The sequence below is a fragment of the Faecalibacterium sp. Marseille-Q4137 genome (assembly GCF_017377535.1).
Taxonomy (GTDB): Bacteria; Bacillota; Clostridia; order Oscillospirales; family Ruminococcaceae; genus Faecalibacterium; species Faecalibacterium duncaniae.
Genome location: NZ_JAFREK010000012.1, coordinates 44,667 through 70,211 on the forward strand (window position 1 = coordinate 44,667; position 25,545 = coordinate 70,211).

The 25,545-nt window shown below is 51.8% G+C and carries 23 protein-coding genes and 1 tRNA gene; 16 read left to right on the forward strand and 8 right to left on the reverse strand.

Annotated features, from left to right (window positions below):
- Window positions 1-58: 58 nt before the first annotated feature.
- The gene (locus tag J3353_RS06720; protein ID WP_097778407.1) at window positions 59-325 is read right to left on the reverse strand and encodes a DUF6061 family protein; all 267 of its coding nucleotides are present in this window, start codon (window positions 323-325) and stop codon (window positions 59-61) included.
- A gap of 639 nt (window positions 326-964) precedes the next feature.
- Here J3353_RS06720 and J3353_RS06725 point away from each other — a divergent pair.
- Window positions 965-1,159 carry a hypothetical protein gene (locus J3353_RS06725; protein WP_097793638.1) on the forward strand — a complete coding sequence of 65 codons (195 nt, stop codon included), beginning with the start codon at window positions 965-967 and terminating at the stop codon, window positions 1,157-1,159.
- Here the strand turns inward: J3353_RS06725 and J3353_RS06730 are convergent.
- Complete coding sequence (locus J3353_RS06730) at window positions 1,156-2,073, reverse strand: helix-turn-helix transcriptional regulator (protein ID WP_097793639.1); 918 nt, start codon at window positions 2,071-2,073, stop codon at window positions 1,156-1,158. The genes J3353_RS06725 and J3353_RS06730 overlap by 4 nt on opposite strands.
- Before the next feature lie 372 nt (window positions 2,074-2,445).
- Between J3353_RS06730 and J3353_RS06735 the strand changes: the two genes are divergently transcribed.
- The 3 genes from J3353_RS06735 to J3353_RS06745 are packed head-to-tail and all read left to right on the forward strand — an operon-like array spanning window position 2,446 to window position 5,942.
- Entirely contained in the window at window positions 2,446-3,861 is a 1,416-nt protein-coding gene (locus J3353_RS06735; RefSeq protein WP_097793640.1) for a radical SAM protein, read from the forward strand.
- Complete coding sequence (locus J3353_RS06740) at window positions 3,830-5,026, forward strand: MFS transporter (RefSeq protein ID WP_097778984.1); 1,197 nt, start codon at window positions 3,830-3,832, stop codon at window positions 5,024-5,026. The genes J3353_RS06735 and J3353_RS06740 overlap by 32 nt, the downstream gene beginning before the upstream one ends.
- A gap of 31 nt (window positions 5,027-5,057) precedes the next feature.
- A complete protein-coding gene (locus J3353_RS06745; RefSeq protein ID WP_097778983.1) occupies window positions 5,058-5,942 on the forward strand; it encodes a radical SAM protein in 885 nt (294 codons plus the stop codon).
- A 453-nt stretch (window positions 5,943-6,395) separates the two neighbouring features.
- Here J3353_RS06745 and J3353_RS06750 read toward each other — a convergent pair whose 3' ends face one another.
- A complete protein-coding gene (locus tag J3353_RS06750; RefSeq protein ID WP_117535565.1) occupies window positions 6,396-7,211 on the reverse strand; it encodes a helix-turn-helix domain-containing protein in 816 nt (271 codons plus the stop codon).
- A gap of 451 nt (window positions 7,212-7,662) precedes the next feature.
- On the opposite strand from J3353_RS06750, the gene J3353_RS06755 reads away from it, so the two are divergent.
- The 6 genes from J3353_RS06755 (at window position 7,663) to J3353_RS06780 (ending at window position 13,338) form a co-directional block, all read left to right on the forward strand.
- Window positions 7,663-8,265: a CHC2 zinc finger domain-containing protein gene (locus tag J3353_RS06755; RefSeq protein WP_242700883.1), complete on the forward strand. Its 603-nt coding sequence runs from the start codon at window positions 7,663-7,665 to the stop codon at window positions 8,263-8,265.
- 73 nt (window positions 8,266-8,338) lie between these two features.
- On the forward strand, window positions 8,339-9,655 hold the full coding sequence (locus J3353_RS06760; RefSeq protein WP_207684478.1) for a phage/plasmid primase, P4 family: 1,317 nt from the start codon (window positions 8,339-8,341) through the stop codon (window positions 9,653-9,655).
- Window positions 9,656-9,845: 190 nt separating this feature from the next.
- Entirely contained in the window at window positions 9,846-10,820 is a 975-nt protein-coding gene (gene mobV, locus J3353_RS06765; RefSeq protein ID WP_207684479.1) for a MobV family relaxase, read from the forward strand.
- A 24-nt stretch (window positions 10,821-10,844) separates the two neighbouring features.
- Entirely contained in the window at window positions 10,845-11,138 is a 294-nt protein-coding gene (locus J3353_RS06770; protein ID WP_207684491.1) for a helix-turn-helix domain-containing protein, read from the forward strand.
- Window positions 11,139-11,153: 15 nt separating this feature from the next.
- Complete coding sequence (xerC, locus tag J3353_RS06775; protein WP_207684482.1) at window positions 11,154-12,542, forward strand: tyrosine recombinase XerC; 1,389 nt, start codon at window positions 11,154-11,156, stop codon at window positions 12,540-12,542.
- A 547-nt stretch (window positions 12,543-13,089) separates the two neighbouring features.
- Window positions 13,090-13,338 carry a DUF6061 family protein gene (locus J3353_RS06780; RefSeq protein WP_154277605.1) on the forward strand — a complete coding sequence of 83 codons (249 nt, stop codon included), beginning with the start codon at window positions 13,090-13,092 and terminating at the stop codon, window positions 13,336-13,338.
- A gap of 73 nt (window positions 13,339-13,411) precedes the next feature.
- Here J3353_RS06780 and J3353_RS06785 read toward each other — a convergent pair whose 3' ends face one another.
- The 4 genes from J3353_RS06785 to J3353_RS06800 form a co-directional block, all read right to left on the reverse strand.
- Window positions 13,412-15,796, reverse strand: a complete 2,385-nt coding sequence (locus J3353_RS06785; protein WP_370569176.1) for an ABC transporter permease — start codon at window positions 15,794-15,796, stop codon at window positions 13,412-13,414.
- Window positions 15,763-16,446, reverse strand: coding sequence for an ABC transporter ATP-binding protein (locus tag J3353_RS06790; protein WP_097793055.1), 684 nt, complete (start codon window positions 16,444-16,446; stop codon window positions 15,763-15,765). The genes J3353_RS06785 and J3353_RS06790 overlap by 34 nt, the downstream gene beginning before the upstream one ends.
- Before the next feature lie 101 nt (window positions 16,447-16,547).
- The gene (locus J3353_RS06795) at window positions 16,548-17,585 is read right to left on the reverse strand and encodes a cell wall metabolism sensor histidine kinase WalK (protein ID WP_207684484.1); all 1,038 of its coding nucleotides are present in this window, start codon (window positions 17,583-17,585) and stop codon (window positions 16,548-16,550) included.
- 9 nt (window positions 17,586-17,594) lie between these two features.
- On the reverse strand, window positions 17,595-18,275 hold the full coding sequence (locus J3353_RS06800; protein ID WP_207684485.1) for a response regulator transcription factor: 681 nt from the start codon (window positions 18,273-18,275) through the stop codon (window positions 17,595-17,597).
- Window positions 18,276-19,184: 909 nt separating this feature from the next.
- Between J3353_RS06800 and mobC the strand changes: the two genes are divergently transcribed.
- The 6 genes from mobC (at window position 19,185) to xerC (J3353_RS06830) (ending at window position 25,202) form a co-directional block, all read left to right on the forward strand.
- Window positions 19,185-19,631: a plasmid mobilization relaxosome protein MobC gene (gene mobC, locus J3353_RS06805; protein ID WP_117528361.1), complete on the forward strand. Its 447-nt coding sequence runs from the start codon at window positions 19,185-19,187 to the stop codon at window positions 19,629-19,631.
- Window positions 19,594-21,156 carry a relaxase/mobilization nuclease domain-containing protein gene (locus tag J3353_RS06810; protein ID WP_207684486.1) on the forward strand — a complete coding sequence of 521 codons (1,563 nt, stop codon included), beginning with the start codon at window positions 19,594-19,596 and terminating at the stop codon, window positions 21,154-21,156. Before mobC ends, J3353_RS06810 begins: the two co-directional genes overlap by 38 nt.
- A gap of 192 nt (window positions 21,157-21,348) precedes the next feature.
- Window positions 21,349-21,801, forward strand: coding sequence for a CHC2 zinc finger domain-containing protein (locus J3353_RS06815; RefSeq protein WP_255536403.1), 453 nt, complete (start codon window positions 21,349-21,351; stop codon window positions 21,799-21,801).
- Window positions 21,764-23,110: a phage/plasmid primase, P4 family gene (locus tag J3353_RS06820; RefSeq protein ID WP_005937058.1), complete on the forward strand. Its 1,347-nt coding sequence runs from the start codon at window positions 21,764-21,766 to the stop codon at window positions 23,108-23,110. Before J3353_RS06815 ends, J3353_RS06820 begins: the two co-directional genes overlap by 38 nt.
- A gap of 371 nt (window positions 23,111-23,481) precedes the next feature.
- Entirely contained in the window at window positions 23,482-23,787 is a 306-nt protein-coding gene (locus J3353_RS06825) for a helix-turn-helix domain-containing protein (RefSeq protein ID WP_006735272.1), read from the forward strand.
- 14 nt (window positions 23,788-23,801) lie between these two features.
- Window positions 23,802-25,202: a tyrosine recombinase XerC gene (gene xerC / locus J3353_RS06830; protein WP_055185903.1), complete on the forward strand. Its 1,401-nt coding sequence runs from the start codon at window positions 23,802-23,804 to the stop codon at window positions 25,200-25,202.
- A gap of 153 nt (window positions 25,203-25,355) precedes the next feature.
- Here the strand turns inward: xerC (J3353_RS06830) and J3353_RS06835 are convergent.
- Window positions 25,356-25,432 (reverse strand) — tRNA-Arg (locus J3353_RS06835).
- Between the last annotated feature and the right edge of the window lie 113 nt (window positions 25,433-25,545).

A 25,545-nucleotide genomic window follows, 5' to 3' on the forward strand; every position in this document is an offset into this window, starting at 1 on the left:
CCACAGGATAGACCGCATAAAAATACGGCAGACCTGTGGGCTTGTTCCTTATATCGAGTTAATCTCTAAACGATAAATCCTCTGATCCATGACCTCCGACCACATTTTTCAAATATTCCTCCGGGTTACCATTCAGAATCAAATCCGCGTAGCTCAGCGGATCATTGTAGATGAGGTAATCCAACTCCGACCTCTGCGCCATGGTCACATCCAACGCATCCTCGACCCCGGTGCAGTCGATGGAAATTTTTCTTCCATCCCGGAGCAGCAGCTCCACGCAGCCGGTGTCCATGTTGAATTTGCAGGTTCTTTCATCGTACTTCATACTCGTGTCCTTTCTACCTTACGGCACCTTTACAGTTGTGACCTTCGTGATACGGTCTTTCTTTTGATAAGGTTTCGGACACACGGCCGTCAGGGAAGAGCCTGAATTTTCATTTCCGAAGAAAACAAAAAATCCGAACCCTTCTCCTATCGAGAAAAGGTTCGGATTTTCATGGTTTGGTGCGATGGAAGGGACTCGAACCCCCGGCCTACTGATTCGTAGCGCAAGTCAGGGGTAATTCCTCCATTATGCCGCCTGCCGTAAAACATAAAATTTTATCGATAATAAGTAATTTATCCGAATTCATGTTTCACGTCCACTGGTAAATTTTGCACCTGTTGTCAACCATTGTACAGGGTGAAACCGTGCAGATTCCGTGCAGAAACCGTGCAGGACAATTTTAGAAACTCGGAAGCAATTCACACACAAATGACTTGACGGCATTGTTTTGGGTGGCCATCCTCTTATTTTAGTACTTGCTGCATCACAAGCCGATTGGAAAGCATCTGATCTTATTCTCAGGAAAACCCATCGTTTTATGTTAGAAAAAAGCAACACGACACGATATGGTCTGTACTGCCTTGTAGTGGTATCCTTTTGCCAACACCAAAACAACATAAAACGAAAGGAAAATAAATTATGAAACGTCTTTTTACTCTGATTACTTCTATTGTTCTGGCCACCAGTCTGCTGGCTGTCCCCTGCTTTGCCGCTGAACCTGAAGACTTGCCCACGCCTCAGACTGGCGTGACCGAAACAGAACAGCCCGAAGACCCGGACGAATCGGGTATGCAGTTATATGACGCGTTTCCGGGGGGCGGTGAAGCTCTTTAAGTTTCAAATTCCATGCCCAGATATTCTTTTGCTTCCTTTTTGGTAATTTCCAATCCTTCCTGGTATTCGATGACCTGGCACAGATAATAGCATTTACGATAGAGATCCGCGCTTTTTTTGTCATCTCCCATGAAATGAGCGCATTCAGCTTGGATTTCAAGACAATGTGGTAAATATTGATAGTGCCCATATTTGAGGCAAGCCTTCCTGCCTTCTTCTGCACATTCTGCGCTATCCTCGTAGCGACCGCACAAATCCAGAACACGGGCATAATTAAAATAAACCATCGGTAAGATACCAACCGAAGTGATTGTTTCTTCAAAATGCTTTCGGACATATTTCAGCAGCTGGTAATAGATATCAGCTGCTTTTTTATTTTGTCCATCATCGGAGTATGCAATTCCAATTTGATTGATGATCTTGATTTCGTCTGTCGAATAAAAAAACCTCTCAATCTCATCCAAATTAAAGCGGGGAACCGTCAGCCGAATTGCTTGCATCAACAGGTCAATCTGTTCTTGTGGTGTATATCGTTGATCCAAACGCCCCAACAACACCTTAGAGCGTAAGATAAACTGCTGCGCGATTTGATCGTCATGGTCTGCAATCTGCTCAAATTTTTTTAAGGTTTCAAAGCCTTCCTCCACGCGATGATTAGCATTGCATGCAACAATCTCCTTTTGAAGGGCTTCCATTTCCAGCTCATTTTTACTCAACAGTGCAAAATAGCGGTCATCCGGCAGGCCCAGCCGCTGCAAAAGGGCATTGATCCGATTGCGGCTGGGAGTCTGTTTGCCATTTTCCAGTCGGGAAAGGGTCATCGGTTCACAGATTCCATCGCAAAGCTGCTCCTGGGTCAGGCCCAGATCCAGCCGCCGCTGTTTGATATATTCTCCAAGAAAAACATTTTTCATTGAAACCACCCCAGATTGAATAAAGAGTTCTTATAATTATAAAGGATATCAAGCTAATTTTCCAGTCGTTGATAGCTGGAAATCAAAAAGGAATAAGTTCATTGGAATCCAACTTATCGTTTTGTGTTATTTGAAAGTAACTTGGTACGATATGTTCAGAAGTGCGTCGTGCTGCTACAATATAGTCACAGCGATGAACCAAACATCCAGAGCTGAAAAAAGAAAGGAGAAACAGAAAATGTATACCGTAACTTTTTCCAATGAAGAGCTGGAAGAGATGAAGGCAAACGACGCGGTTGTTATCGTTAGCTGCGATGATGACAACGGGCACCGCCTCTACTGATCAGTGACGGTTTCCCAAGGAGCAAATGTTTGCTTCTTGGGATTTTTCTGTATAATGGAACCATGTTTTATGAATTGAAAAACGGAACGCTTGTGGAAACCAAAGACGCACAGGGGAATTTTGATCTGACACAGGTCCTTGGAAATAAATATTTAGAAGATGTTGATTCCGAAAAATGTGTTATTGTTGATACGTACAGCAATAGATGTTTCCTCATCTCAAAAGATCTCCTCCACCATGGTGTGAGCGAAGAAGTATACCACAAAATGCTGGATAGCGATGAAACCGACTCAAACAAGTCAAGCGAAGAAGTCACTTTCATCTTAACAATTACGTATAAATGCAACATGCACTGTACTTACTGCTATCAGCAAAACGATAAAACCTTGGAAAAGAAACTTATCAGTGATGAAACTCTGGATAAAATTTTAAGTATCATTGCACAGTATATGGAAGCAAATCCGAACAAGACCGTTCGACTGGGTTTATTTGGTGGCGAACCCTTGCTGATCGAGAATGAGAAAGTAATTGATAAAATTCTCCAATTTTGCAAAGAGCACAAAACCACTGTTCATATCACCACAAACGGAAGTTTCCTTTCGTATTATTTGAAGAAATTTATCATCAATCGTCGCTTCATCAGCGGTATTTATCCCACAATCGACAGTATGGCGTTAAATTATATGACGCGATACGATCTTGATCCGAGCCGGAACAATACAAATGAAACTTTCAAACTCCTGTGCTGTATTAAGACACTTCTGCATTACGGCATCCATGTGGACTTAGGAACCAATATCGATAGGCACAATCATAAAGAAATCTGGAATACACTGGATGACTTGAAGAAGTTACAGCTTTTGCAGGATAAAAACTTTGCGTGGACTATTGGTCGAGTAGATGATCGTTTGTATGAAACAAATTTCCCTGACATCATGATGGAAAGTGAGATTCTCGCTGAGCTTCAAAGCAAGCCTCTCCCGGACAATGTTCACGCGGCATTTTTAAAGACCTGCTATAACTTTGCCGACAAAATGGGCCTAAAGTTGAATTTGCGGGAGCATAAACAAACACATAGTTATTGTTGGAGCACTTCGTCATCCAGTAATGTTTTTTATGTTGATATGAATCTGAAAACATATCGTTGTACTTGCACAGTTGGTAGATCTAGGTACAGCCTTTTTGATTTTTCCTATGAAAATTTAACAAATTATCGGCCCGTCGCTGTAACCTGCAATTCTTATGCGGAGTGTAAGGATTGTAAAATCGGTGGCTTCTGCGGTGGCGGATGTCAGCTGTCCCACCAAATCGATTTCAAAAAGTGCTGTACATATGAAGAAGAAGTTTTTTCTCACTTCATGAAAACACTGTTTATTCCTTATATTAAATCCAAATATAACGAGGTGAATCAAAATGAACGCAAAGCTGAAAACAGATGCACTTGACCTTACCTCTCTGCTCAATGGGCTGGTGTTTTTCTCCCCAGTCTCTCTACTGGTACGAACCACTGCAGGAATCTCTCTCAGCCAATTCTTCATTTTGCAAGCAATTATGGCTACTATGGTCCTCCTCACAGAGATTCCTCTCGGAAAGCTGACCGATCGCATTGGCTATAAATCCACGTTGGTACTATACCAGATCGCGCTGCTCATTTCGAGAACCTGCCTCTTGCTGGCTCATGTAAGCTGCAATTATAGTCTGTTTATTTTACAGGCTATCCTCGAAGGCACAGCGGCTTCCTTTTCTTCTGGGACGCAGAGCGGCTATATTTATATTATGTTTTCAAAGGAACATTACGCTGAAAAATCTGCACATGTCGCCAATTATGGAACTGTCGGATTTTTTGCCAGTACCCTAGCTTATGCGGTCCTGTACACGCTGATTGGCATCAAGGGTCTGCTTCTGGCAACGATTGCCGCAAACCTTGTTGCTGTCTTTACCTCTTTAAAAATCCCCAAGGAAACAGTGCAGCCCAGAAGTGAAACGCGCCAAAAGAAAAACATTCCCTATCCGCAGTTGTTTCAGCAGAAAAAGATATGGATGCTTCTAATGATTTTGGCAGCTTTGAACATTGGCCGCATTCTGATCAATTTCTTCTATGCGGAGAAGCTGCAGTTGTGCGGGATCAATGAAACCTGGCTCGCCGCAATTATTATGGGTTATTCTGCAATTCAGTTGCTGTCCGAACGGATTCTCGCCCGTACCAAGCCTGAACACTATAATCAAATGATGGCACTGTTTTTCATTCTGAGTGGAATAGCCCTTGGTGTGTTGGGCTTGGTCAATGTGCCGGTTTGGACTATCCTATTTATGCTGATCCTTCCGCTTTTTTTGGATATTCCATCCTATCTGCTGGGAGAAGTCCAAAACAGCATTGTAGATGCTGCCGGCAGGGAAGACAATCGCGCCGAGCTGCTTTCCGTCTTCAACATGGGCGTCAATGTTACTGAAATTTTTTATCTGTTTGGCTCATCACTACTGGTGAGCGCCGGGTCAACGGCTTGTTTTGTCATCCTCGGTGCTTTTATGACCGTAGTTGGAATTGGCATCTGTCTTTCTGTGAAGAGCGCATGGTTGCTTTCACTTCAAGAAAAAAAGAACGGCAACTAATTTTAGTCTACAATATCAAGAGGGCTTATATATGATGTCTGGATACATCTCCGATTGCCTAGGAGAAAATTTCAGTTGTATTCAACCCAAGCCAATATTACCTCAAAAATTCAATTGGGATGTCTTCATGGCCACACTGATTCCTACTGAAGGGTGTAATTTTCAGTGTTCATACTGCCACAAAAACCACCCGGCAGCCAGTATGACCCGTGACACACTGGATCAGATCGAAGAGTATATCACTGCGCAGGCCCCACGGCATAAGCAGGTTGTGCTTGCATGGCTTGGAGGCGAACCGATCCTTTGCAAAGACACTGTATTGGAAGTCTCTGAAATGATTCAGAACTTGCAGAAACAGCATGGCTTTCAGTATACTGCCAAGATGACCACCAATGGTTATCTGCTGGACGAAAAGCTGTTCCGTCAGTTTTGTCAGGCAGGAATTACCAGCTACCAAATTACACTTGATGGTTGGAACCATGACAAGACTCGGCCCCATGTATCTGGCAAAGGAACCCTGCGGACCATCATTGACAATCTGGTCGCTCTTTCCAAGTTGCCCCCGGAAGAGTACTCCTTCCATATCACGCTACGCCGTAATCTTCTGGCCGGCGATGAGGACTACAGTTGGTACGATTACCTTTACCGTTTGTTTGGACAGGATAAACGCTTCGATGTACTTGTTTGTGCAGTTGGTGACTGGGGCGGCAAAGGCTCCCACGATCTGTCACCCCTTCACCAGGATACTCAAGAGGTGTTGGTTGCGAAGCATATTGCATATCTGGATAAAATCGGGATGCTGCGTTATAATCAAATGTACTGTGTCTCCCGTCCAAATCGTCTTGTATTCTGGCCCGACGGGAAAATTGGAAAATGTACTGCGGCTCTTAACCGTCCTCAACCCCAGTTAGAATGAAGCCGTTCAAAAAAGACGGTATGATCGATCCAGAAGTTCAGCATCTTTAGATGTCTTCTGCCCTGAAACCTGATTGCTGTGGCAACCAGAATGTTTTGGTGATAAGCGCAAAGCTCAGTTCGATCATGTGTACGAGTTGACGCCCGCATCTGCTATTGCCTGAAGCCGGGAGGCAACGCGATAGCCGGAAGAATCCAAAGAAACCGCGCCGGGGTTTCGTGGCACACGACTTTGGTTACAAAGTCTAGTGTGTTACACCTTGGTTCCGGCTGACGCGGAAAAGGGGCTGCGAGAGGCTCCGGCAAGCACCTGTTCTGTGGCAGAAGGATGCGCGGATGGGCATGGCAGCTAATGGTTTCTGCCCACCCAGCGCAGGCTTGCAGAGGAACCAATGGTGTACGTTCTCCCGTCCTGCCGCAGCAGCGTTTCTCCTATAAGCCGCAAGGCAAATGATCAGCGTCTGTGCTTGCCCCGGTTGCCTGCAAGTGTCCCCGGTTTCAGCATTGCCGTTTTATAAAGAATCTTCTTTATCAGCTTTCTTTCATCTTCTGTCAGCTTATCGTAGTTGATGCCGATTGCCTTCAATGCTGTTCGGATCTTCTTTTCATCCGCAGACCCTTCAAGTTTCTGTGCATCCTCTAGTTCCTTCATCAGGTTGTCGACCATTGCACCATCCGAAGTGGTCTTGTCCTTGCGGTGTTCCGTCTTGATGTTCTTCAGGATAGCCACCAACTCGTCATACAAGACCCGACCAAAGTACTCATCTTCATCGATCTGCCCCAGCTTCAAGGTGCTCATGTACAGATCATTTTCATCTGCTGCATACTTCTTTTTCAACATTTGCCGGGTCGCTTCCAGACCAGCATTGAGGTTTTGAATGTTTGCGCTGACATATCCATCCACATAGATTTCCAGATCGGTCATGAACCGCTGGAAATTCTCATGCACGATCAGCTCGCACAGCAGCCGATGATTGAATTTGCCATTCCTTAATACGTCCACTGCGCCATCGCTCAGATGCAAGTCCGAAAGGACTGCATCTGGGCGTTTTTTGTTTTCCGTCACACCCAGCAGGTAATCCGTGGTCACGCCATAGAACTCAGCCAGCGTTGTCACGGCGTAAATGCTGAGGTCGGTCACGTCGTCGCTCTCGTATTTCGACAGTGCCGATTTGGACAGACCCGTCTGCTCTGCCAGCGTTTCCAACTTCAGATTCCGCTCCACACGCAGGTCTTTGAGCCGTTCTCCCAGTGTCAGCTTGATGTTCATGGTCGCACCTCCGATGTTTTTTGCACAGTATACCACTTCCGGCTGTTCCTGTCCATAAGCGTGGAATTTTGCAGTTTCTGCACCTGTTTTCCGACATTATGGATATACGGCACAGCGGCCATTGCGGTGCTATCCTATAGACAGAAAGAAAACATATTAACTCCCCAGCAGCGAACATATTAAGGGCTTCCCGCGAAAGCCCTCTGAAATATCTTTCATACCAGGACCTTGAAAACCGAATGACCGTCCGAACTGCCCAGACCGCCAAGACCTCCCATCGGGGGAGCGAGCGCCCTGCATGGGGCCGACACAGAGTCCAAAAAGATTTCCTGTCGGGAGGCAGCAAGGGAGACCGGCTTCACCGAAGTTCCCATTTTGGGAACACCGGTGACTTTGAACGTGGCAGGGATCAAATTGATCCGTGCCAGAGCCTTTGAGCAAAGGAGAAATTTTGAGTTTATATCAAAAGATCAAGTCCGCCATCACCGTTCGGCAGGTGGGAGAGATGTACGGCATGGAGCCCGACCGCCATGGCATGGTGTGCTGTCCGTTCCATTCTGACAGCGACCCCAGCATGAAGCTGAACGACACCTATTATTATTGCTTTGGCTGCGGAGCCAACGGCGATGCCATTGACCTCACCGCCAAGCTGTTCGACCTGAACCCCCGGCAAGCCGCCGAGAAGCTCGCAAGTGACTTCGGGCTTGACCCGGATAAGCCGCCCGCCAATGCCATCGCCCTGCCGCCGCCCAAGCGTGGCCTGACGGACGAGCAGTGGGCAGATATCGCCTACTGCCTGCGGGTGCTGACCGATTATCTCGACCTGCTGCACGACTGGCAGGAGCGCTACAAGCCCGCCAGCCCGGAAGAACCGCTGGACGAGCGGTTCGTGGAAGCCCTCCACATGACCGAGACCATCGAGCACCTGACGGACTGCGTTGCATTTGGGACACCCCAGCAGAAGGCCGATGCCGCTGCACGGCTGCTGTCCGGGTCGTTCCTGCTGATGCTGGAGGAGCGCACCGACCGCCTTTCTCTGGCAAAGTGCGCCTGATGATTCATTCACCTGAAGTAGCAGGTCTCACGGTGAGACCTGCTACTTCACTTTTCTAAAGGAGAGCCACCCTATGAAGAAAAACATTTCCCGCAACCCCTTATGGCCGGACTGGTACAACGGCAAGAAGATCGATGAAGTCCAGTTTGGCCGCGCCTTTCTGGAACAGTGGCCGCTGAAATGCGTCAACGGAACGCTGTACACGCTGGACGGCCCGGTAGAGGACGAAAGCGAGATCAAGCAGCGCATCTTGGAGAACATCGAAGAATACGTCACCTCTGGCCTGTCCAAAAAGGTCACCAACATTCTGGAGACCATCAAGCTGCTGGCTTTTTCCGACCCGTTCCCTATCGAACAGGACTGCATCCACCTCCAGAACGGCGTGTACCATCTGCCGAACGGCACCTTTCAGGAGAGCCGCCTGTTCTGCCAGAACCGCCTGCCTGTGAAATATGACCCGAAAGCCCCCACCCCTGATCGCTGGCTGACCTTCCTGCACGAGTTGCTGGACGATGCCGACATCCCCACCTTGCAGGAATATCTGGGCTACTGCCTGATCCCCAGCACCAAAGGTCAGAAGATGATGCTCATTGTCGGCAAGGGCGGCGAGGGCAAGTCTCGCATTGGGCTGGTGCTGAAGCGGCTCATGGGAGATGCCGCCAGCAATGGCAGCGTCCAGAAGGTGGAGAACAACCGCTTTGCCCGTGCCGATCTGGAGCGCCGCCTGCTGATGATCGATGACGACATGGACATGAACGCCCTGCCCAAGACCAACTATATCAAAACGATTGTCACTGCCGAAGCCAAGCTGGACTTGGAGCGCAAGGGCGTCCAGAGCTACCAGCGGGACATTTACGCCCGTTTTCTCTGCTTCGGCAACGGTGCGTTGACCTCGCTGTATGACCATTCGGACGGCTTCTTCCGCCGCCAGCTCATCCTGACCACCAAGGACAAGCCCGCCGACCGCACGGACGACCCATTTCTGGTCGAGAAGATGTGCGCCGAGTTGGAAGGCATCCTGCTCTGGTGTCTGGAAGGGCTGCACCGGCTGGTGCAGAACAACTTCCGCTTCACGGTCAGCGAACGTGCCGCTGCCAACGTGGACACCATCAAGCGCAGCAGCAACAATGTCATCGATTTCATGGAATCCGAGGGCTATTTCCGCTTCAAGGCGGACTACTCCATCAGCTCCAAGGAGTTCTACGACATTTATAAGCAGTGGTGCGAGGACAACGCCTGCCACGGCGTGTCTGCCATCCGTTTCAGCGCAGAGCTGCGCCAGAATGACCGCCGCTATAACCTCGAAGCCACCAACAACATCTACCTGCCCGGTGGCCGCAGGGTGCGTGGCTTTTTGGGCATCGAGCCGCTTGTCCACCCCTGTCCGTAAAAAGTGCATTTTTTTACGGAAGAAGTTCGTACAACCTGTACGGTCTGTACTTGTACGCACCCGTACGGCAAATCGAGACAAATTAAAGCGTGTTATCGTTCATATTTCAGATTTCCGTACACCGTACAGACCGTACAGGTTATTTGAAGTCCGTACAGATTTTTGTACACCCCAAGAAGGAGCGTGGTCTATGAAAGCCCAATATGGCATTTTAAGGTTCAAAAAGTACAAGGGGCCTGCCATCAGCCCCATCGAAGCCCACAACGAGCGCACCAAGGAACAGTACGCCAGCAACCCGGACATCGACACGAGCCGGAGCCGCTACAACCTCCATCTGGTGCAGCCGCAGGGCAGGTACCGGGCAGAAGCCGACCGCATGATAGCTGCCGCTCATTGCCGTGTCCGAAAGGACAGCGTGCGGGTGGTGGAGGCTCTTGTCACCGCCAGCCCGGAGTTTTTCAAGGGCAAGTCGCGCAGCGAGATCAAGGCGTATTTCGAGTACGCCTTGGAGTTCCTGAGAAGCAAGCAGGATTCCCAAACCTTCATCTCGGCTGTTGTCCACATGGACGAGAAAACGCCCCACCTGCACCTCTGTTTTGTGCCGCTGACTGCTGACGGACGGCTGAGCGCCAAGGAGATCATCGGCAACCGCAAAAACCTTGTGAAGTGGCAGGACGAGTTCTGGCAGCACATGGTCAAGCAGTACCCGGAGCTGGAACGTGGTGAAAGCGCCAGCCAGACCGGGCGGGAGCACATCCCGCCCCGCATCTTCAAGGAGATGATCCAACTGACCAAGCAGAAGGAGCAGTTGGATGCCTTGCTGGTGGGCATCAATCCATTCAACGGCAAGAGCCGTGCGGCGGAAATCAGCAAGGTTCTGGACAGCTATATCCCCAACGTGGCACGAATGAAAGACCAGCTGCGAAAGTACAACGTAGCCTTCACCAAGACCGCCGCCGAAAACGAAAAGCTGAAAGAGAAGAACAAGACGCTCTCTGCCTCGCTGGACAAAGCGAAGGAAGGGAGCGTCTTGAAGCGTCTGGAGGATGCCAAGCTGCGGCAGGATTACGAAGCCGCCCTGAAAACGCTGGACAGCATCCCGCCGGAGGTCATTCGATTTTATGAGAACCGCACGCAGGAGCCTGTGGTGCGCCACGATAAGTAAGGAGCAATGCTTATGTGTAATAAAATGTACGAGAATGTGAAATCTTTAGATTATACGAAAAAGTCCTTGCAAATGGACTCGAATACCACTACAATGGAGGTGGTCACTCGAACCAATGCCGTCAAGTCTCCGACCAACAGCCCTGAGACCACAAAGCTGGTGTACACGGTAAAGGAGGTCGCACAGATGCTGGCCATCAGCCAGCGTGCCGCCTACAACCTGTGCAACAGCACCACCGAGTTCCGTGTCCTGCGGGCAGGCGGAAGCATCCGCATCCCGAAAGACAGCTTCGATGCGTGGCTCTACCGGGCAGCTTGATAAGGAGGCAAATCTATGGCATATATCACGAAACGCGGCAGTTCTTACAGTGTCCGCTACACCTATCAGGACGAGCACGGCAAGAGCTGCGACAAATGGGAAAGCTTTCCCACCAAAGAGGAGGCGGTGAAACGCCAGAAGCAGATCGAGCATGAGCTGGCGACCGGCAACTTCCTGATCCCGTCCACGGTGACGGTGGCAGAGTTCCTGATGGACTGGCTGCCCAAGCAGTGCAGCAAGCACAAGTGGGCACCCAAGACCTACCAGTCCAATCTGGCGCTCATCCAGAACCTCATCATCCCCTATATCGGGGAGATGCAGATGCAGAAGCTGCGGCCCTACCACATCGAAGCCCTGTACGACACCCTGAGCAAGACCCCCTGCGGGCAGTATGTGGGCGGCAAGCGGCGAGACCTCTCGCCCAAGCAGCAGAAGCGCACCCTCTCCGGCACCACCCTCCATGAAGTCCACCAGTTGCTGCACAATTCCTTTCTGCTGGCGGTGGAGTGGGGTATCCTCATCAAAAGCCCCGTCCCGGTGGAAGCACCCAAAAAGACCACCCAAGAGCGCAGCATCTGGGAGGTGGAGGAGATGCGGGCAGCACTGGACAGCATAGAGGACCCCATCCTGCATCTGGCGGTGCACCTGACGCTGGTGGGTGCGCTGCGGGAAGGGGAGGTGGCAGGTCTGACCCCGGAGGACATCGACTTTGATGCTGCCAACAGCATGGGCACCTTCACCGTCAACCGTTCCATGCAGCGGGTGCAGAAAGACACGCTGGCACAGGTGGACAAGGGCTGCATCCTCCGCATCTTCCCGGACAAGCTGGAGGGCAGCAAGACCTCCCTCATCCTGAAAGACACCAAGACCGAAGCCTCCTGCCGCACCATCTTTATGACCGCCGCCTTGCGGGAGGAACTGAAGCAGTGGCTGGAACGGCTGAAACGGGAAGAAGCCCTCGACCCGGAGCGATACCGCAACAGCGGGATGCTGCTGCGGCTCCCCAACGGTCTGGCGGTGGAGCCGGTGCTCATCCGCAAAAAGTTCCTCAAATGGCAGGACGCACACCCGGAGTTCCCGCGTATCGTCTTTCATGGGCTACGTCACTCCAGTGCCACCTATCAGTTGATGATCTCCGGCGGCGACATCAAGGCGGTGCAGGGGACCACTGGTCACGCCAGTGCGGATATGCTGGTCAACACCTACGCTCATATCCAGCAGTCCTCCCGTGTGGAGCTGGGCAAGAAGTTTGAAAGCGGCTTCTATGCCAAGCCCGACACCTCCAGCCCGCAGGCTGTTCCCGCCGCAGGCGAACCCACCATCTCCATGACGGCTCTGCTTGAACTGCTCAAGGATGCCGACCCGGAAATGAAGGCAAAGCTGCGCCTGGCCCTGCTCACCTGATGCAAAAAAGGGCACTGATTGCAATGCAATACAGCGCCCTACATCATCGGACATGGAAAACACCGACCGTGCAAAAACCGTGCAGAAACCGTGCACTCATGGCTTACAAAACAAAAAAGCCATGAAATCTTTCGATTTCACGGCATTTTCTGGTGCGATGGAAGGGACTCGAACCCCCGGCCTACTGATTCGTAGGAACCGAATGGCACATTTTGTCCATTTCATCATTTGACGGCAAATCGTCGTTTTAATCGAATTGCCGTTATTTTGCCGTTGTTATTCTATTGCATTCTTTGCATTGCTTGCACGTCTTTGCACCTGTTATCCATCCTTGCGATGTGCAGAAAATGTGCAAAAGTGTGCAGAGCCAAAATCAGCCCGGCAAAACAGGCTGTTTCGCACAGCCCCAAAAGCTGGATTTCAACGGTATTTATCGTGCATAATCTTCCAGTTTTATCCAAACAACAATCTTACATGACATATCGGTTCTATGGCAGGGTTTAGGACATCCGAACAGACACCGTTTGATATAGAAATGAGGTTCACCATGAATAAACTGCTTTCCTGCCGCTTCAATATGGACACCAACCGGGTGGAAGCCCGGTTCGAGGATGGCACCACCCTTGCCATCGACTGCATCGCCGTCGAGGATGAGTACGGCAACACCCCGGCACAGCGAGCGGAGCTGGACTGGCTGCTGTATAATAAGCCATTGGAGTATGCCCAGATGGTGCTGAGAGGGGAGATGAAGCAGTATCTCTCCCTTGGCTGTGACCACGGCAGACTGGAAGATTAAGCCCCTATAAAGAACACGATGCCCACCGACCTATGGTTTTCGCCATAAGCTGGTGGGCATCTGTTGTTCTGGCTTATAATTCACTGATGGTTGCAGTAATGGGCTGCATGAGGATTCGCCTGACCGGGTTATATACTGCCAGCACCACAGCCGCCAGCACGACTACGACAATCACGGCAAGACAGCCCCACGGCACCTGCCACGCTGCACCGAAATAATGGGTGATGAGCAGGATATACAGCTTCCGATTCAGCACAAGACCCAGCGCAATGCCCACCACAAGACCGGACACCGCATAGGTGCCAGCTTCGGCAGAGATCATGCGTTTCAGCTGTGCATCATCCATCCCGATGGCACGCAGGATGCCATACTGCTTCATTCGTGCCGACACGCTCATGGAAATGCTGTTGATGATGTTCAGAATGGTGATTCCTGCAATCACGATGAGAAACGCATAGACCACCAGATGGAACGCCCAGTAGGTGCTTTGTATCATCCGATTTCCTTCGATTCGGTTGGAAAAAACAACCTGCTTGTTTAACGTGTCGCTCAGCAGGGTGTGTATTTGTGCAATGGCTGCGTCTGCTGTGGTATTTTTTAGTTGAATATCGATCACCGCATAGCGGTTTTGCCCGGTCAGCTGATGGAAGGTTTCTTCGGTGCAGATAACAATCGGGGAATCGGTACTACTGAACGGGCTGTCGTTCAATACACCCACGACTGTGAGCTTTGCATCCTCCAGCTGAATGGTATCACCCACGGTCAGGGAGTTGCTTTTGTCGAATACCGTCAGCACAGGGTATGTGCCATCCTCCGACTCCTGCGGAAGGGTTCCGTCAATCAGGTCTTTTTTCGCCCAGCCAAACTGTATCGTATCGTATGAAATCAGGTCGATGGACCCCTGTTTTCCCTGATATTCCGCCGGGAGCGGGCAATACATCCGCCCGAATGCGTGTTTGACTTCCGGCAGAGCTTCCAGCTGCTCCACCAGCACCGGGTCAAGGACATTTTGCCCGGATGTTTCAGCCACCGATAAGTCCGGTGCGTAGGACTGCAACGGATTCAGCGCAAATCCAACCCATCGAAGCAAAACCGAAAAGCTCAAAAACAGGAGAATACTTAACGCAAAGGAACCTGTCATCAGAAGCAAGTTCTTTTTGGACGAGGTTGCATGGCTCACGCCCAAAGAAAGCTCTGCACGACTTCCAAACAACCGAGCATGACACGGAGAATCCGCTGCATTTTCCACCGCATTCCCAGTTGCTGCTGTGATCGGAGAAGCTTTTGCCGCCCGCCGTGCCGGAGAAGATGCCGCGAACCAAACCGTGATAAGTCCCAGCGCGGAACCACAGATAATACCGACCGGGCTGATGCCAAGTACTGGTAAAGAGCTGAACTCCTCGCCAATAAATCCACGCAGAAAGGAACACAATCCCCATGTGGAAACGATTCCCAGCACACATCCTGCTGGAACAGCAGTTTTACACCAGAAAAGAGCTTCCAGCCGGACAAGCATCCGAACCTGATTTTTTCCTGCCCCAAGACAACGCAGCATTCCATAATAGCTGGTACGCTGCGCTACATTGCTGTTGATGCTGCCTGTGATCATAAAAATTCCGGCAAGGACGACCATGCCAGCCAACACAGCCGCTACCGCATATAAGCCTACAATATAATCGTTGTTGCTGCTTGCGTTCAACGCCATCAGGTAAGTATTTTCGGAGATTTTTTCTTCTGAAATTCCATATTTGTTTTCGATGTTCACAATGGACTGCCGCAAATTGGTATGTGGCTTGAACTGGATGAAATACTGTGTTTCAAAGGATTCTTCTACCTGTGCGGCAATCTGAGAAAATGTACTGCGGTTCATCACCAGCACAACAGCATCATACTGGTTCGCATCGGAGGTATCCTCATTGAAACCTGCGACAGTAAGCGAAATGGTCTGTCCATCCGGGAGCGTCAGCGGAATCGCTGTACCGACCGTAACATCCAGCCAATCCCGGATGTTTGCTGTCACGAGCACTTCGCCATCCGCCGGGGCAGTGCTACACTGCATTCCCGGAAAGATTTGAAGGATTGCATCATCTGCTCCTACCAGTGCGGCACGTTTATCTCCGGCAAAGTAGTTTTCCGTAAGGGAAGCGTTGATGTCGCTATACGCCGAAAATGCAGCAACATCCTCCTGTGCGGCAAGCTCTGCGGCTGTTTCAGGGGAGATGTCCTTTACCATGATATGCCAGTTTCCGTTTTTGTTCAGCTGGTTTGAGGTTTCCATCCGAATCGCCATATCTGCCATACTGAACACCGCCGTGACCAGAAACACCGCAAGGACGATGCACAGGATGGTCATGCGGTTCTGCCGTCTGCGTACCTTGGCAGAAATCGGGATCAGGCTCAGATAGCTTTTCATTTCTGTGCTGCTCATTCCCGGCACCTCCCAAAATCGGTCAGGCATCCGTCCGATACCTGCAACACCCGGTCTGCCGTCTGCGCAATGCTGCGGTTGTGGGTGATCATCAGGATGGTCTGCTCGTATTTCCGGGATGTTTCTTTTAGCAGGGCAATGACCTCGCTGCTGTTCTGGGTGTCCAGATTGCCGGTCGGCTCATCCGCCAAAATCAGGGAAGGGCGGGTCATCAGGGCGCGGCCGATGGCTACCCGTTGCTGCTGCCCACCGGAAAGCTGACTTGGCAGATGCTTCCGACGGTCTTTCAGATTCAGCACGGTCAGCAGTTCTTCCAGATATGCCCTGTCCGGCTTTTGGTAGTCCAGCAGCACCGGAAACAGGATGTTCTGTTCTACGGTCAATTCCGGGATGAGGTTGAATGCCTGAAAGATAAAACCGATATTGCGGCGGCGGAAGATCGTCAGCTCCCGGTCTTTCATGGCAAAAACATCCTTGCCATCAATCAGCACCTTGCCGGAAGTCGGCGTATCCAGTCCACCAATCAGGTTGAGCAGGGTGCTTTTGCCGGAGCCGGATTCGCCAACGACCGCCACATATTCGCCTTTCGGCACTGAAAAGCTAACATCTTTCAGCGCATGGACAGCAGTTTCTCCGCTGCCGTAGGTCTTGCAGAGATGGTTGACTTCTAATAGTTCCATAGTGTATCCCTCACTTTGCAGGTTCCTTCGATTCAGACGGATTATCTCTGTCTGTGCAGAAAAGGATAACACGTCAACCTTACTGCAAGCCTACACTCAGCCTACAATTTTGTAGGAATCGGAAAATTCAGCGTAAAGGTCGTGCCCTTTCCCAGCTCGCTGTCTACTTCAATGGTGCCGTGATGGGCTTCCACAACGGCTTTTGCCAGCGGCAGACCCAGCCCGATGCCCTGTGTATCCTGTGAAAAGCGGCTGCGATAAAACCGTTTGAAGATATGGTACAAATCTTCCGGGTGGATGCCGCTGCCGTTGTCGCGCACTTTGATCTGAACCATAGACGGCAGTGCATTCCACTCTACCTGAATCGTATCTCCGCTCTTTGTGTGGTCAAGGGCATTCTTTACAAGATTGTCCACAGCTTCCTGCATCCAGTCACGGTCGCACCAAAGTGTAACCGCCTCTGAGCCGGACAGAACAAGCTTTTTCTGTTCCTGCTTGGCACGATAGTGATACTGCCGCGCGATGTCCTGCACCATTTCAGCAACATTTTCGTTTTTCTTCTCCAAGACGACCGAACCGGCATCCAGCCGGGTGATTTTGAGCAGATTCTGCACCAGCGTTTCGATGCGGTCCAACTCCTGTTCGGACAGGTCTGCAAACTCTTTGACCTCCGACGGCGAAACAGCTTCGTCCTGAAGCAGACCGTTGTAGATATTCAACGCCGCCAGCGGTGTTTTGAGCTGGTGGGAAATATCTGCAATGGTATTTTTCAAAAAACGCTTCTCCCGCTGCTCGTTGTCTGCGTGTGCGCTCAGAACTGCCGCCAATGCATTAACGGAGTGAAACAGACGGTAAAGTTCTCCCTCCCGGTCGCAGTCCAGTCGTGCATCCGGGTTGCCATCCAGACAGCTTTGGATTTGCTGGACTGCCTGTTCCAGAAGCGCGCTCTGCCTTTGGAAATAGCGAAAAAGCACGCCCCAGAGACAGCCGCCCAGAAGCAGAAAAAACAATAGTAACCCGAAAGAAAATACATGCGTCGTATGCCATACGATGCCCTGCGTGAGAGCCAATGCCACCGCCCAGACCGCCAGCACTGTCCGGAACAAAATCCGGATCTCCCGGTTTGCGAATACTTTCATACGGCACCTTTACCCATTCCATTTATAGCCCATGCCGCGGACGGTCAGCAGCATCTGCGGTTTACCGGGGTCGTCCTCAATCTTCATCCGCAGCCGCCGGATATACACTGTTAAGGCACTGCTATCAATGTAATCCCCATCGCAGTCCCACAGTGCATCCAGAATTTGTTCCTTGGATAGCACGGCATTCGGATGCTGCATAAAGAAGCAGAGCAGCTTGTACTCTGCGCCGGTCAGTTCCAGCAAGATTCCGTTTTTGTACGCCTGCCCCTGCAACAATCGGACGGTGATACCATTGGATTCCAGCACGGGTTCTCCTGCGCTGGACGCGTTTGCACGGCGAAGCAGTGCATTGACCCGCGACAACAGGACACCCAGCTTGAACGGCTTGGTCAGGTAATCATCCCCGCCCAGTTCCAACCCCATGATGATATTCATTTCCTCATCCGAAGCGGTCAGGAACAGAATCGGCACGTTGGATGTGCGCCGCACTTTCTGGCAGAAATCAAAGCCAGAGCCATCCGGCAGGGAAACATCCAGCACCAGCAGGTCATATTTTCTGTCTGACCACAGCACCTCGGCTTCTGCCAGTGTCCGGGCTGTATCCAGTGCAAAGCCCTGTTTCTTGAATGCAAAGGTCAGCCCACTGATCAGGCTCAAATCATCTTCCAAAAGGAACAGTTTTCTCATGATTCCCTCTCTTTTCTGCGTTTTGTGTGTCCTACAGGTTTAAAAGCATTATAAGTTTTTTCTGCGAACATTACAATGTGCGAAATCGAAATTGTTTCTTGCCGTGTGTTAAGTATAAGTCCTACTATCACCGCTTTACTGCAATAAAATTTGCAAAACCATCTTGACGTGCCCTGCAATCCATGATACCCTTTATCGCAAATCCCACCAATTTTGTAGAAAAGTACAGAATGGCGAGGATTTATTCCCCATGAAGATTTTTACCGCCCCGCAACACACCCGATCTATTTTGCCGCCGTTTCACCCGACAAAATCATCGCTGCGCTGCGTGGGCGGTATTTTTCTTTTTCACAAATAAAATCTTATGTAGTTGTTCAATCTTCCAAAATTTGTTTTTGGTTGTTGACCGCACAACCACAAAGTGTTATTCTTGTGCTTGAAAGAAGCAGGTTGTAGTGTCCGCACTGCGCCCGGCTTTCTTCATACTGTACCTTGAATCTTACATAAGCCGTCTGAACGAGATACTGCGCCATGACCTCACGCTTTCTGTGGGCGAGCCGGACAACGCCGCTGCAAAACAGGGGCAGGAACTGCGTTCGGTGTGAACGGTGACCATGAGCAGGGGCTTTGCCTTTTCACACGTTTTGCTCTGCAAAATTTTCAACGTGCATTGCGGTTCGAATTCTGAAATTTTCAGTGTTGCACGGAAAGGGCGAAAGCAAGTATCGACCTGTGGCCACAAATTTTCAATGCTTGAAAATGTTCTGTCACATGGTCTGCCACTTGTTGGGGAGTGCCTTCCCCAAACCCTGCTCTAGCTTCGCACCGTTGGTGCGAAAGCGGCGTGTCGCATTACATAGCCCTCTCCATCCCGGAGCGGGCATTTATCATTTTCACAGGAGGTCGAATATGGCTGAAATGAAAAGTCCGAACGTACACGCAAAGAAGAACCGCAATGACACGCCGCGAAAACGAAAGACACACATCATCAAAGTCAGGGTGACCGCAGAAGAAAAACTGCGGATTGCATACGCCTGCAAAGAACTCCACCTCACCCAGTCCGAACTCGTCCGCCGTGTCCTGTACGGCGTAAACGTCAAGCACACCGTTGTGGTGGCGCAGGGCGGCGAGGATGCACTGGCGGCGCTTGCCGCCTTGTCTGCCCAGTGCAGCAAGGTGGGCAGCAACCTCAACCAGCTTGCACGGCACTTCAACTCCGGCGGCAAAGACACCGAGCAGCTCCGGGCGCAAATTCTGGAGGAACTGTCCGCACTCACGAACTTTCGGCTGAAAGCCGAAGAAACGGTTGGTGAACTGTATGGCAACCATCAAGCATTTAAGCTCGAAGAACTCTAACTACGCCGCCGCCGAAAGCTATCTCACCTTTCAGCACAACGAGTACACCGGTCTGCCCATTCTGGACGAGAAGGGCAGACCCAAGCTGCGGGATTCGTACCTGCTCGACACCCTTGAGTGCGGCGAATCCTCGTTCGCTATGGCCTGCCTGATTGCCAATCGCAAGTACGGCAAGAACGGCGGGCGGGAGGACGTGAAGACCCACCATTATATCATCAGCTTCGACCCGAAGGACGCAGTAGAGAACGACCTGACCATGGAGCGGGCGCAAGCCCTTGGCTTGCAGTTCTGCAAGGACAACTTCCCCGGTCATCCCGCCATCGTCTGCACCCACCCGGATGGGCACAACAGTGCCGGGAACATCCACGTCCACATCGTCATCGGCAGCTTGCGCGTCCGCACCGTGGAACGGCAGCCCTTCATGGACAAGCCGTGCGACTGGGAAGCGGGCAAGAAGCACCGCTGCACTTCAGCCATGCTCCGGCACCTCCGTGTCGCTGTCATGGAAATGTGCGAGCAAGCCGATCTGAACCAGATCAATTTGCTGGAAGCTCAAGGCGACCATGTTTCGGAGCGCGAGTATTGGGCGCAGCGGCGCGGACAACGCCGCCTCGACCATGCCAACGCCAAACTTGCCGCCGAAGGGCAGCAGCCCACCCAGACCGTCTATCAGACCGAACTGGACAAGCTGCGAAAGCAGATCTACGCTGTGCTGAACAAGACCACCACCTTCGAGGAATTTTCTGCATTGCTCATGCAGGAACACGGCATCGCCGTGAAGGAGAGCCGAGGTCGGTTGAGCTACTGCCCGCCCGGCCGGACAAAGTTCATCACCGCCAAGAAACTGAGCAAGAAGCTGGAAAAGGAGCAGGTGCTGACCGTCCTCTCCCAGAACATCCAGCTTGCCGTCACCATCCAGCCCAGCAGCGAAAAGAAGCCGGATAAGATCAGGAAACTGGTTGACATTCAGGCGAATGTTGCCGCAGGTAAGGGCATCGGCTATGAGCGTTGGGCGAAAAAGTTCAACCTCAAACGCTGGTCGCAAACCTTGTGTCTCCTGCAGGAGAAAAAGCTGCTCAGCGAAGATGCCCTGAACCAGCGCATTGCCGAACTGAAAACCCAGCACGACGATGCACTGGCGGTGGTCAAAGACTTGGATGCCCGCATGGTCTCCCTCAAGGAGCTGCGCGGGCATCTTGTGGTCTATCGGCAGTACAAGCCCCTTGCACAGAAGCTCCAGACTGTGCGGAATCCCGCCAAGTTCAAGGAGCAGCACCGTGCAGAGTTTGCTGTGTACGAGGCCGCTTGTGCCTATTTCAAGGCCAACGGGCTCAGGACACTGCCGGATCTCAAAAAGCTGGATGCCGAATATCAGACCCTTTCCTCGGAGAAAAACGGGTTCTACACCCGCTACAAGAAAGCGCAGATCGAACTGCGTGAACTCCGCACCGCACAACAGAACGTGGAAGCCTTCTTCCGCAAGGAAGAGCGCAGCCACACCGTACCGCAGCAGGAGGTCAAATGAACAACACTCTGACGGATCGATGTGTGAATAAACCCAACCTCACCCACGCCCCTCACCGGGCTTCGTCCTTTCGCCTGTACCCCACCCATTGGGACGGAGGGTAGCACCTCTGTCTTTTCGGACGTAAAGAACGCCATCTCGACCCGGCAGGCAGCGGAGCTGTACGGCTTAGCCGTAAACCGGAACGGTATGATGTGCTGCCCCTTCCACGGGGATAAACACCCCAGCATGAAGGTGGACAGCCGTTTCCATTGTTTCGCCTGTCAGGCAGATGGCGATGTGATCGATTTTGTCGGCAGACTTTTTCAACTTTCTCCCTATAAGGCCGTGGAAAAGTTGAAGAACGATTTCGGCATGGCACTTGCCGACGGCAAGGTGCGGCTTGCTCCCCGCAGACCGCCCACCGTCCGGCAGCAGTTGCTGGACTATTACCGCTGTCTGCAGCGTTGGCGGATCCGATACGCACCGCAGTCACCCACAGAAGAACTTCACCCCTGCTTCCTTGAAGCGATAAAGAACCTTGACATCGTTGAATATTATCTGGACTGTTCGGTGCTCCCGGACCCGAAGACCGAAGACGAGCTACGGAAGTATTGGGAGGGATTGCATGAGCGACTGGAAAAAGAGGAACGACGATTGGCGTGATGAGGACGAACTGGAAGAAGAGGAAGAATGCGAATGCCCTTGGGTAGACAGTAAGGGCAAAGTGCGTGAAACCGCTTACTGCCAGTACCTTTTAGAGAAACACCCCATGATGTGCCTGAAACAGAAGCTGTTCGACCAGAACGGCGAGGTAGACGAGGATGCACTGCTCTACGAAGTCCACAGCGACCTCCGTGACTTTGTGCTCGACAACCTTGCCAAGAAGGAAAAGCAGGTTCTGGACGCACTCCGTATCGAAACCTATACCCCTGAATGGAAACCTCAACTTGACCGCATCCATCTCCAGAACGGAACCTACTTTCTGGATGAGCGGGGATTTGTGCCGGAAAAGGAACTCTGCCTGAACCGGCTCCCCGTGGAATACCAGCCTGATGCCCCCGCACCGACCAAGTGGCTGGAATTTCTGGACGGTCTGCTCATCCCGGAGGATATTCTGACCTTGCAGGAATACCTTGGCTATCTCCTGATCCCGTCTACCAAGGCGCAGAAGATGCTGGTCATGACCGGCAAGGGCGGCGAAGGTAAGTCCCGCATCGGCTTACTGCTGAAGAAGCTGTTCGGGGAAGCCTCTCACTCCGAATCCATCCTCCGCATCGAAACGAACCGCTTTGCCAGTGCAAATCTGGAGTACAAGCTGGTCATGGTCGATGACGACCTGAACATGGTGGCTTTGCCCGAAACACGGAACATCAAGTCCATCGTTACCGCTGAAGACCGTTTGTGCATCGAGCGGAAAAACAAGCAGGCTGTCCAAGGCCTGCTGTACGTTCGTTTCATCTGCTTCGGCAATGGCAACCTTGTGGCTGCTCACGATGACAGCGACGGCTTCTGGCGCAGACAGATCCTCATCACGGTGAAAGACCGTGACCCTGCCCGGGTGGATAACCCGTTCCTCATCGAAGAGTTGTCCGAGGAGCGTCCCGGCATCCTGCTGTGGATGCTGGAGGGACTGCACCGTTTGCTGGCGAACCGCTATCAGTTTACCATCAGCGAGCGCTCCATCCAGAACCTCGAAGCAGCCATGGCGGACAGCGACAACCTGACCCAGTTCATGCAGGCAACGGCGTATGTCCGTTTCAAGCCCGACACCGAGGAACGCTCCACCTATCTCTACCGCGCCTACACCAAGTGGTGCGAGGATAATCTGGAATCGCCTGTTCCGCAAAAGAAGTTCAGCCAGTTCCTGCTGAAAAATGCCGGGAAGTATGGCCTGACCTTTTCCAAGCACATCGAGGGAAAGTATCGCGGCTTCCGGGGCGTATGCGTCCACCCCGCCTTTGCTGCGGCATAAAACACACGAAAAGTGAAAATCTCCCGCCCTACGCGCCCCAAAACATTTGTTTTTACCTGTTATCGTTGTTTTCTTCGAGCGCGCATCCGCCCCTTCCGGGCGGATGCGGGGCGGCAAAACGCCCTTCGGGGCGGGAGAGAAACCAAGATGCGCCCCAAGAGGGCGCGTGCATCCCAGCCATGCGCCCTATAAAATCAACACAGGAAGGTACTTTTGTGTGGTTTGGGGCGCATGGGGCGCGTAAATTCAAGTTCTCGCACTTTTTTGGGCTGCTGCTTCGGGTCAGGAGCGGCAGGCCCTTACATATTTACCAGCCCACAGGGTGCAGCTCAACCGGAACTGCGCCGGGTCTGGAGAAGTGCAAAGGAGACATGCCTATGACGAATGTCCGCAAAAATTCCGCTAAACTGACCCGTGAGGACTTGAAAATCGCGCCCGAATCCCCTACAATGAAATTGTCCGAAACCCCTGCCGTAGAACCTTCTGACCAGACCAGCAAAACCGTCCGACACGCCCCGCTCGTTTACCGGGTGGAGGAGATTGCCCAACTGTTGGCGATCTCCAACCGTGCTGCGTACAATCTGTGCAACACCACGAAAGACTTCAAGGTGATCCGCCTCGGTACCAGCATCCGGGTAAGCAAGCAGAGCTTTGACGATTGGTTTGCAGCGGTCTGAGGGAGGGAACATCTATGGCATCTATTATGAAACGTGGCAACACGTATTCCGTCCGATACAACTACAAAGATCATGCTGGCAAGCCCTGCAAGGGCTGGGAAACCTTCAAGACCAAGGCCGAAGCGCAGGAGCGCAAGATCACGGTGGAGAAGGAACTGCTGGACGGCACCTTCCTCGTGCCCGACACCATGACGGTCGAGGAGATGCTGTACAAGTGGATCCCCATTCAGTCCAGCAAACACAAGTGGTCTCCCAAGACCTACACCCAATCTGTGGCGATGGTGCAGAACCTCATCGTGCCGTATATCGGAAAGCGGAAGGTGCAAGACCTCCGCACCTACGACATCGAGCAGTTCTACGCCACTCTGAGCCAGACCCCTTGCGGCCAGTACGTTCACGGCGAAAAGCAAGAGCTGACGGAAAATCAGAAGAAGCGGCTGTTATCCAGCACGTCCATTCACGAAGTCCACACGCTCCTGAAGACCGCCTTTTCGTATGCCGTTGACTGGGATCTGATTCACAAATCGCCTACTCCCCGTGAAGCCCCAAAGATCAACACAGAAGAACGCACCATCTGGGATGAGCGCACCATGTTGGCGGCGCTGCAGACCATCGAGAACCCCGCCCTGCATCTGGCGGTGCACATGAGCATGATCCTCTCGCTCCGTGAGGGCGAGATCCTCGGCTTGCAGCCGGGAGACCTCGACTTTGATGCAGCAGACGGACGGGGAACCATCTCGGTGAACAAAGCCTTGCAGCGTGCCGACAAGGTCGCCTTGTCCAAGATTGATCCTACCCAGATCTACCACACCTTCCCGGACAGACGGGAGGGGAGTAAGTCCTCGCTGATCCTCAAGCGGACTAAGACCAAAAAGTCCAACCGCATCCTGTACATGACCAAGCCCTTGAAAGAGGAGCTTCTGGCATGGCTGGAAAAGATGAAGCAGGACGAACAGAATGCCCCGGAAAAATACAGCAACTGCGGTCAGCTGTTCCGCTTACCAGACGGCTTACCCATTGCCCCGGACGTTCTGACCAAGTGGTACCGTATGTGGAGGGCGGAGCACCCGGAGTTTGAGAAGATCGTGTTCCACGGTCTGCGCCACTCCAGTGCCACCTACCAGCTGCTGCAATCTGGCGGTGACTTCAAGTCGGTGCAGGGCAACACTGGCCATGCAACCGCCACCGTCCTGATGGACACCTACGCTCACACGCAGGACAAACCCCGGTTGGAGTTGACCGAGAAGATCGAAGCCGACTTCTACACGCAGGATGTGGCCGGTGCAAAGCCGCAGGAACCCCCGGAAAACAAAACGCCGGTGGCAACAAAAATCACGGGTAAAATGATCCTTGAAGCCATCCGGCAGATGGACGCAGAGGAGCGCCGCGAGCTGACGCGGGTGCTCTTCGCGTAAAATTCTCTTTTTTGTGCAGCGAAATACACGCTGTGCAAGCGATGCAAAGAGTTCATGGCTTTTTTGTAAAGTGTGCAGGAGATGTGCAAAAGTGTGCAGACTCTGCCAGAAAAACAAAAAAGCCATGAAATCTTTCGATTTCACGGCATTTTCTGGTGCGATGGAAGGGACTCGAACCCCCGGCCTACTGATTCGTAGTCAGTCACTCTATCCAGCTGAGCTACCAACGCATACGTTCCGGTCGGAACAAGATGTATTTTATCACGCAGGGCGGGGTTTGTCAACAGTTTTTCGCAGATTTTTTGATTTTATTTTCGTTTTTTATTTTTCCACGCAGAAAAGT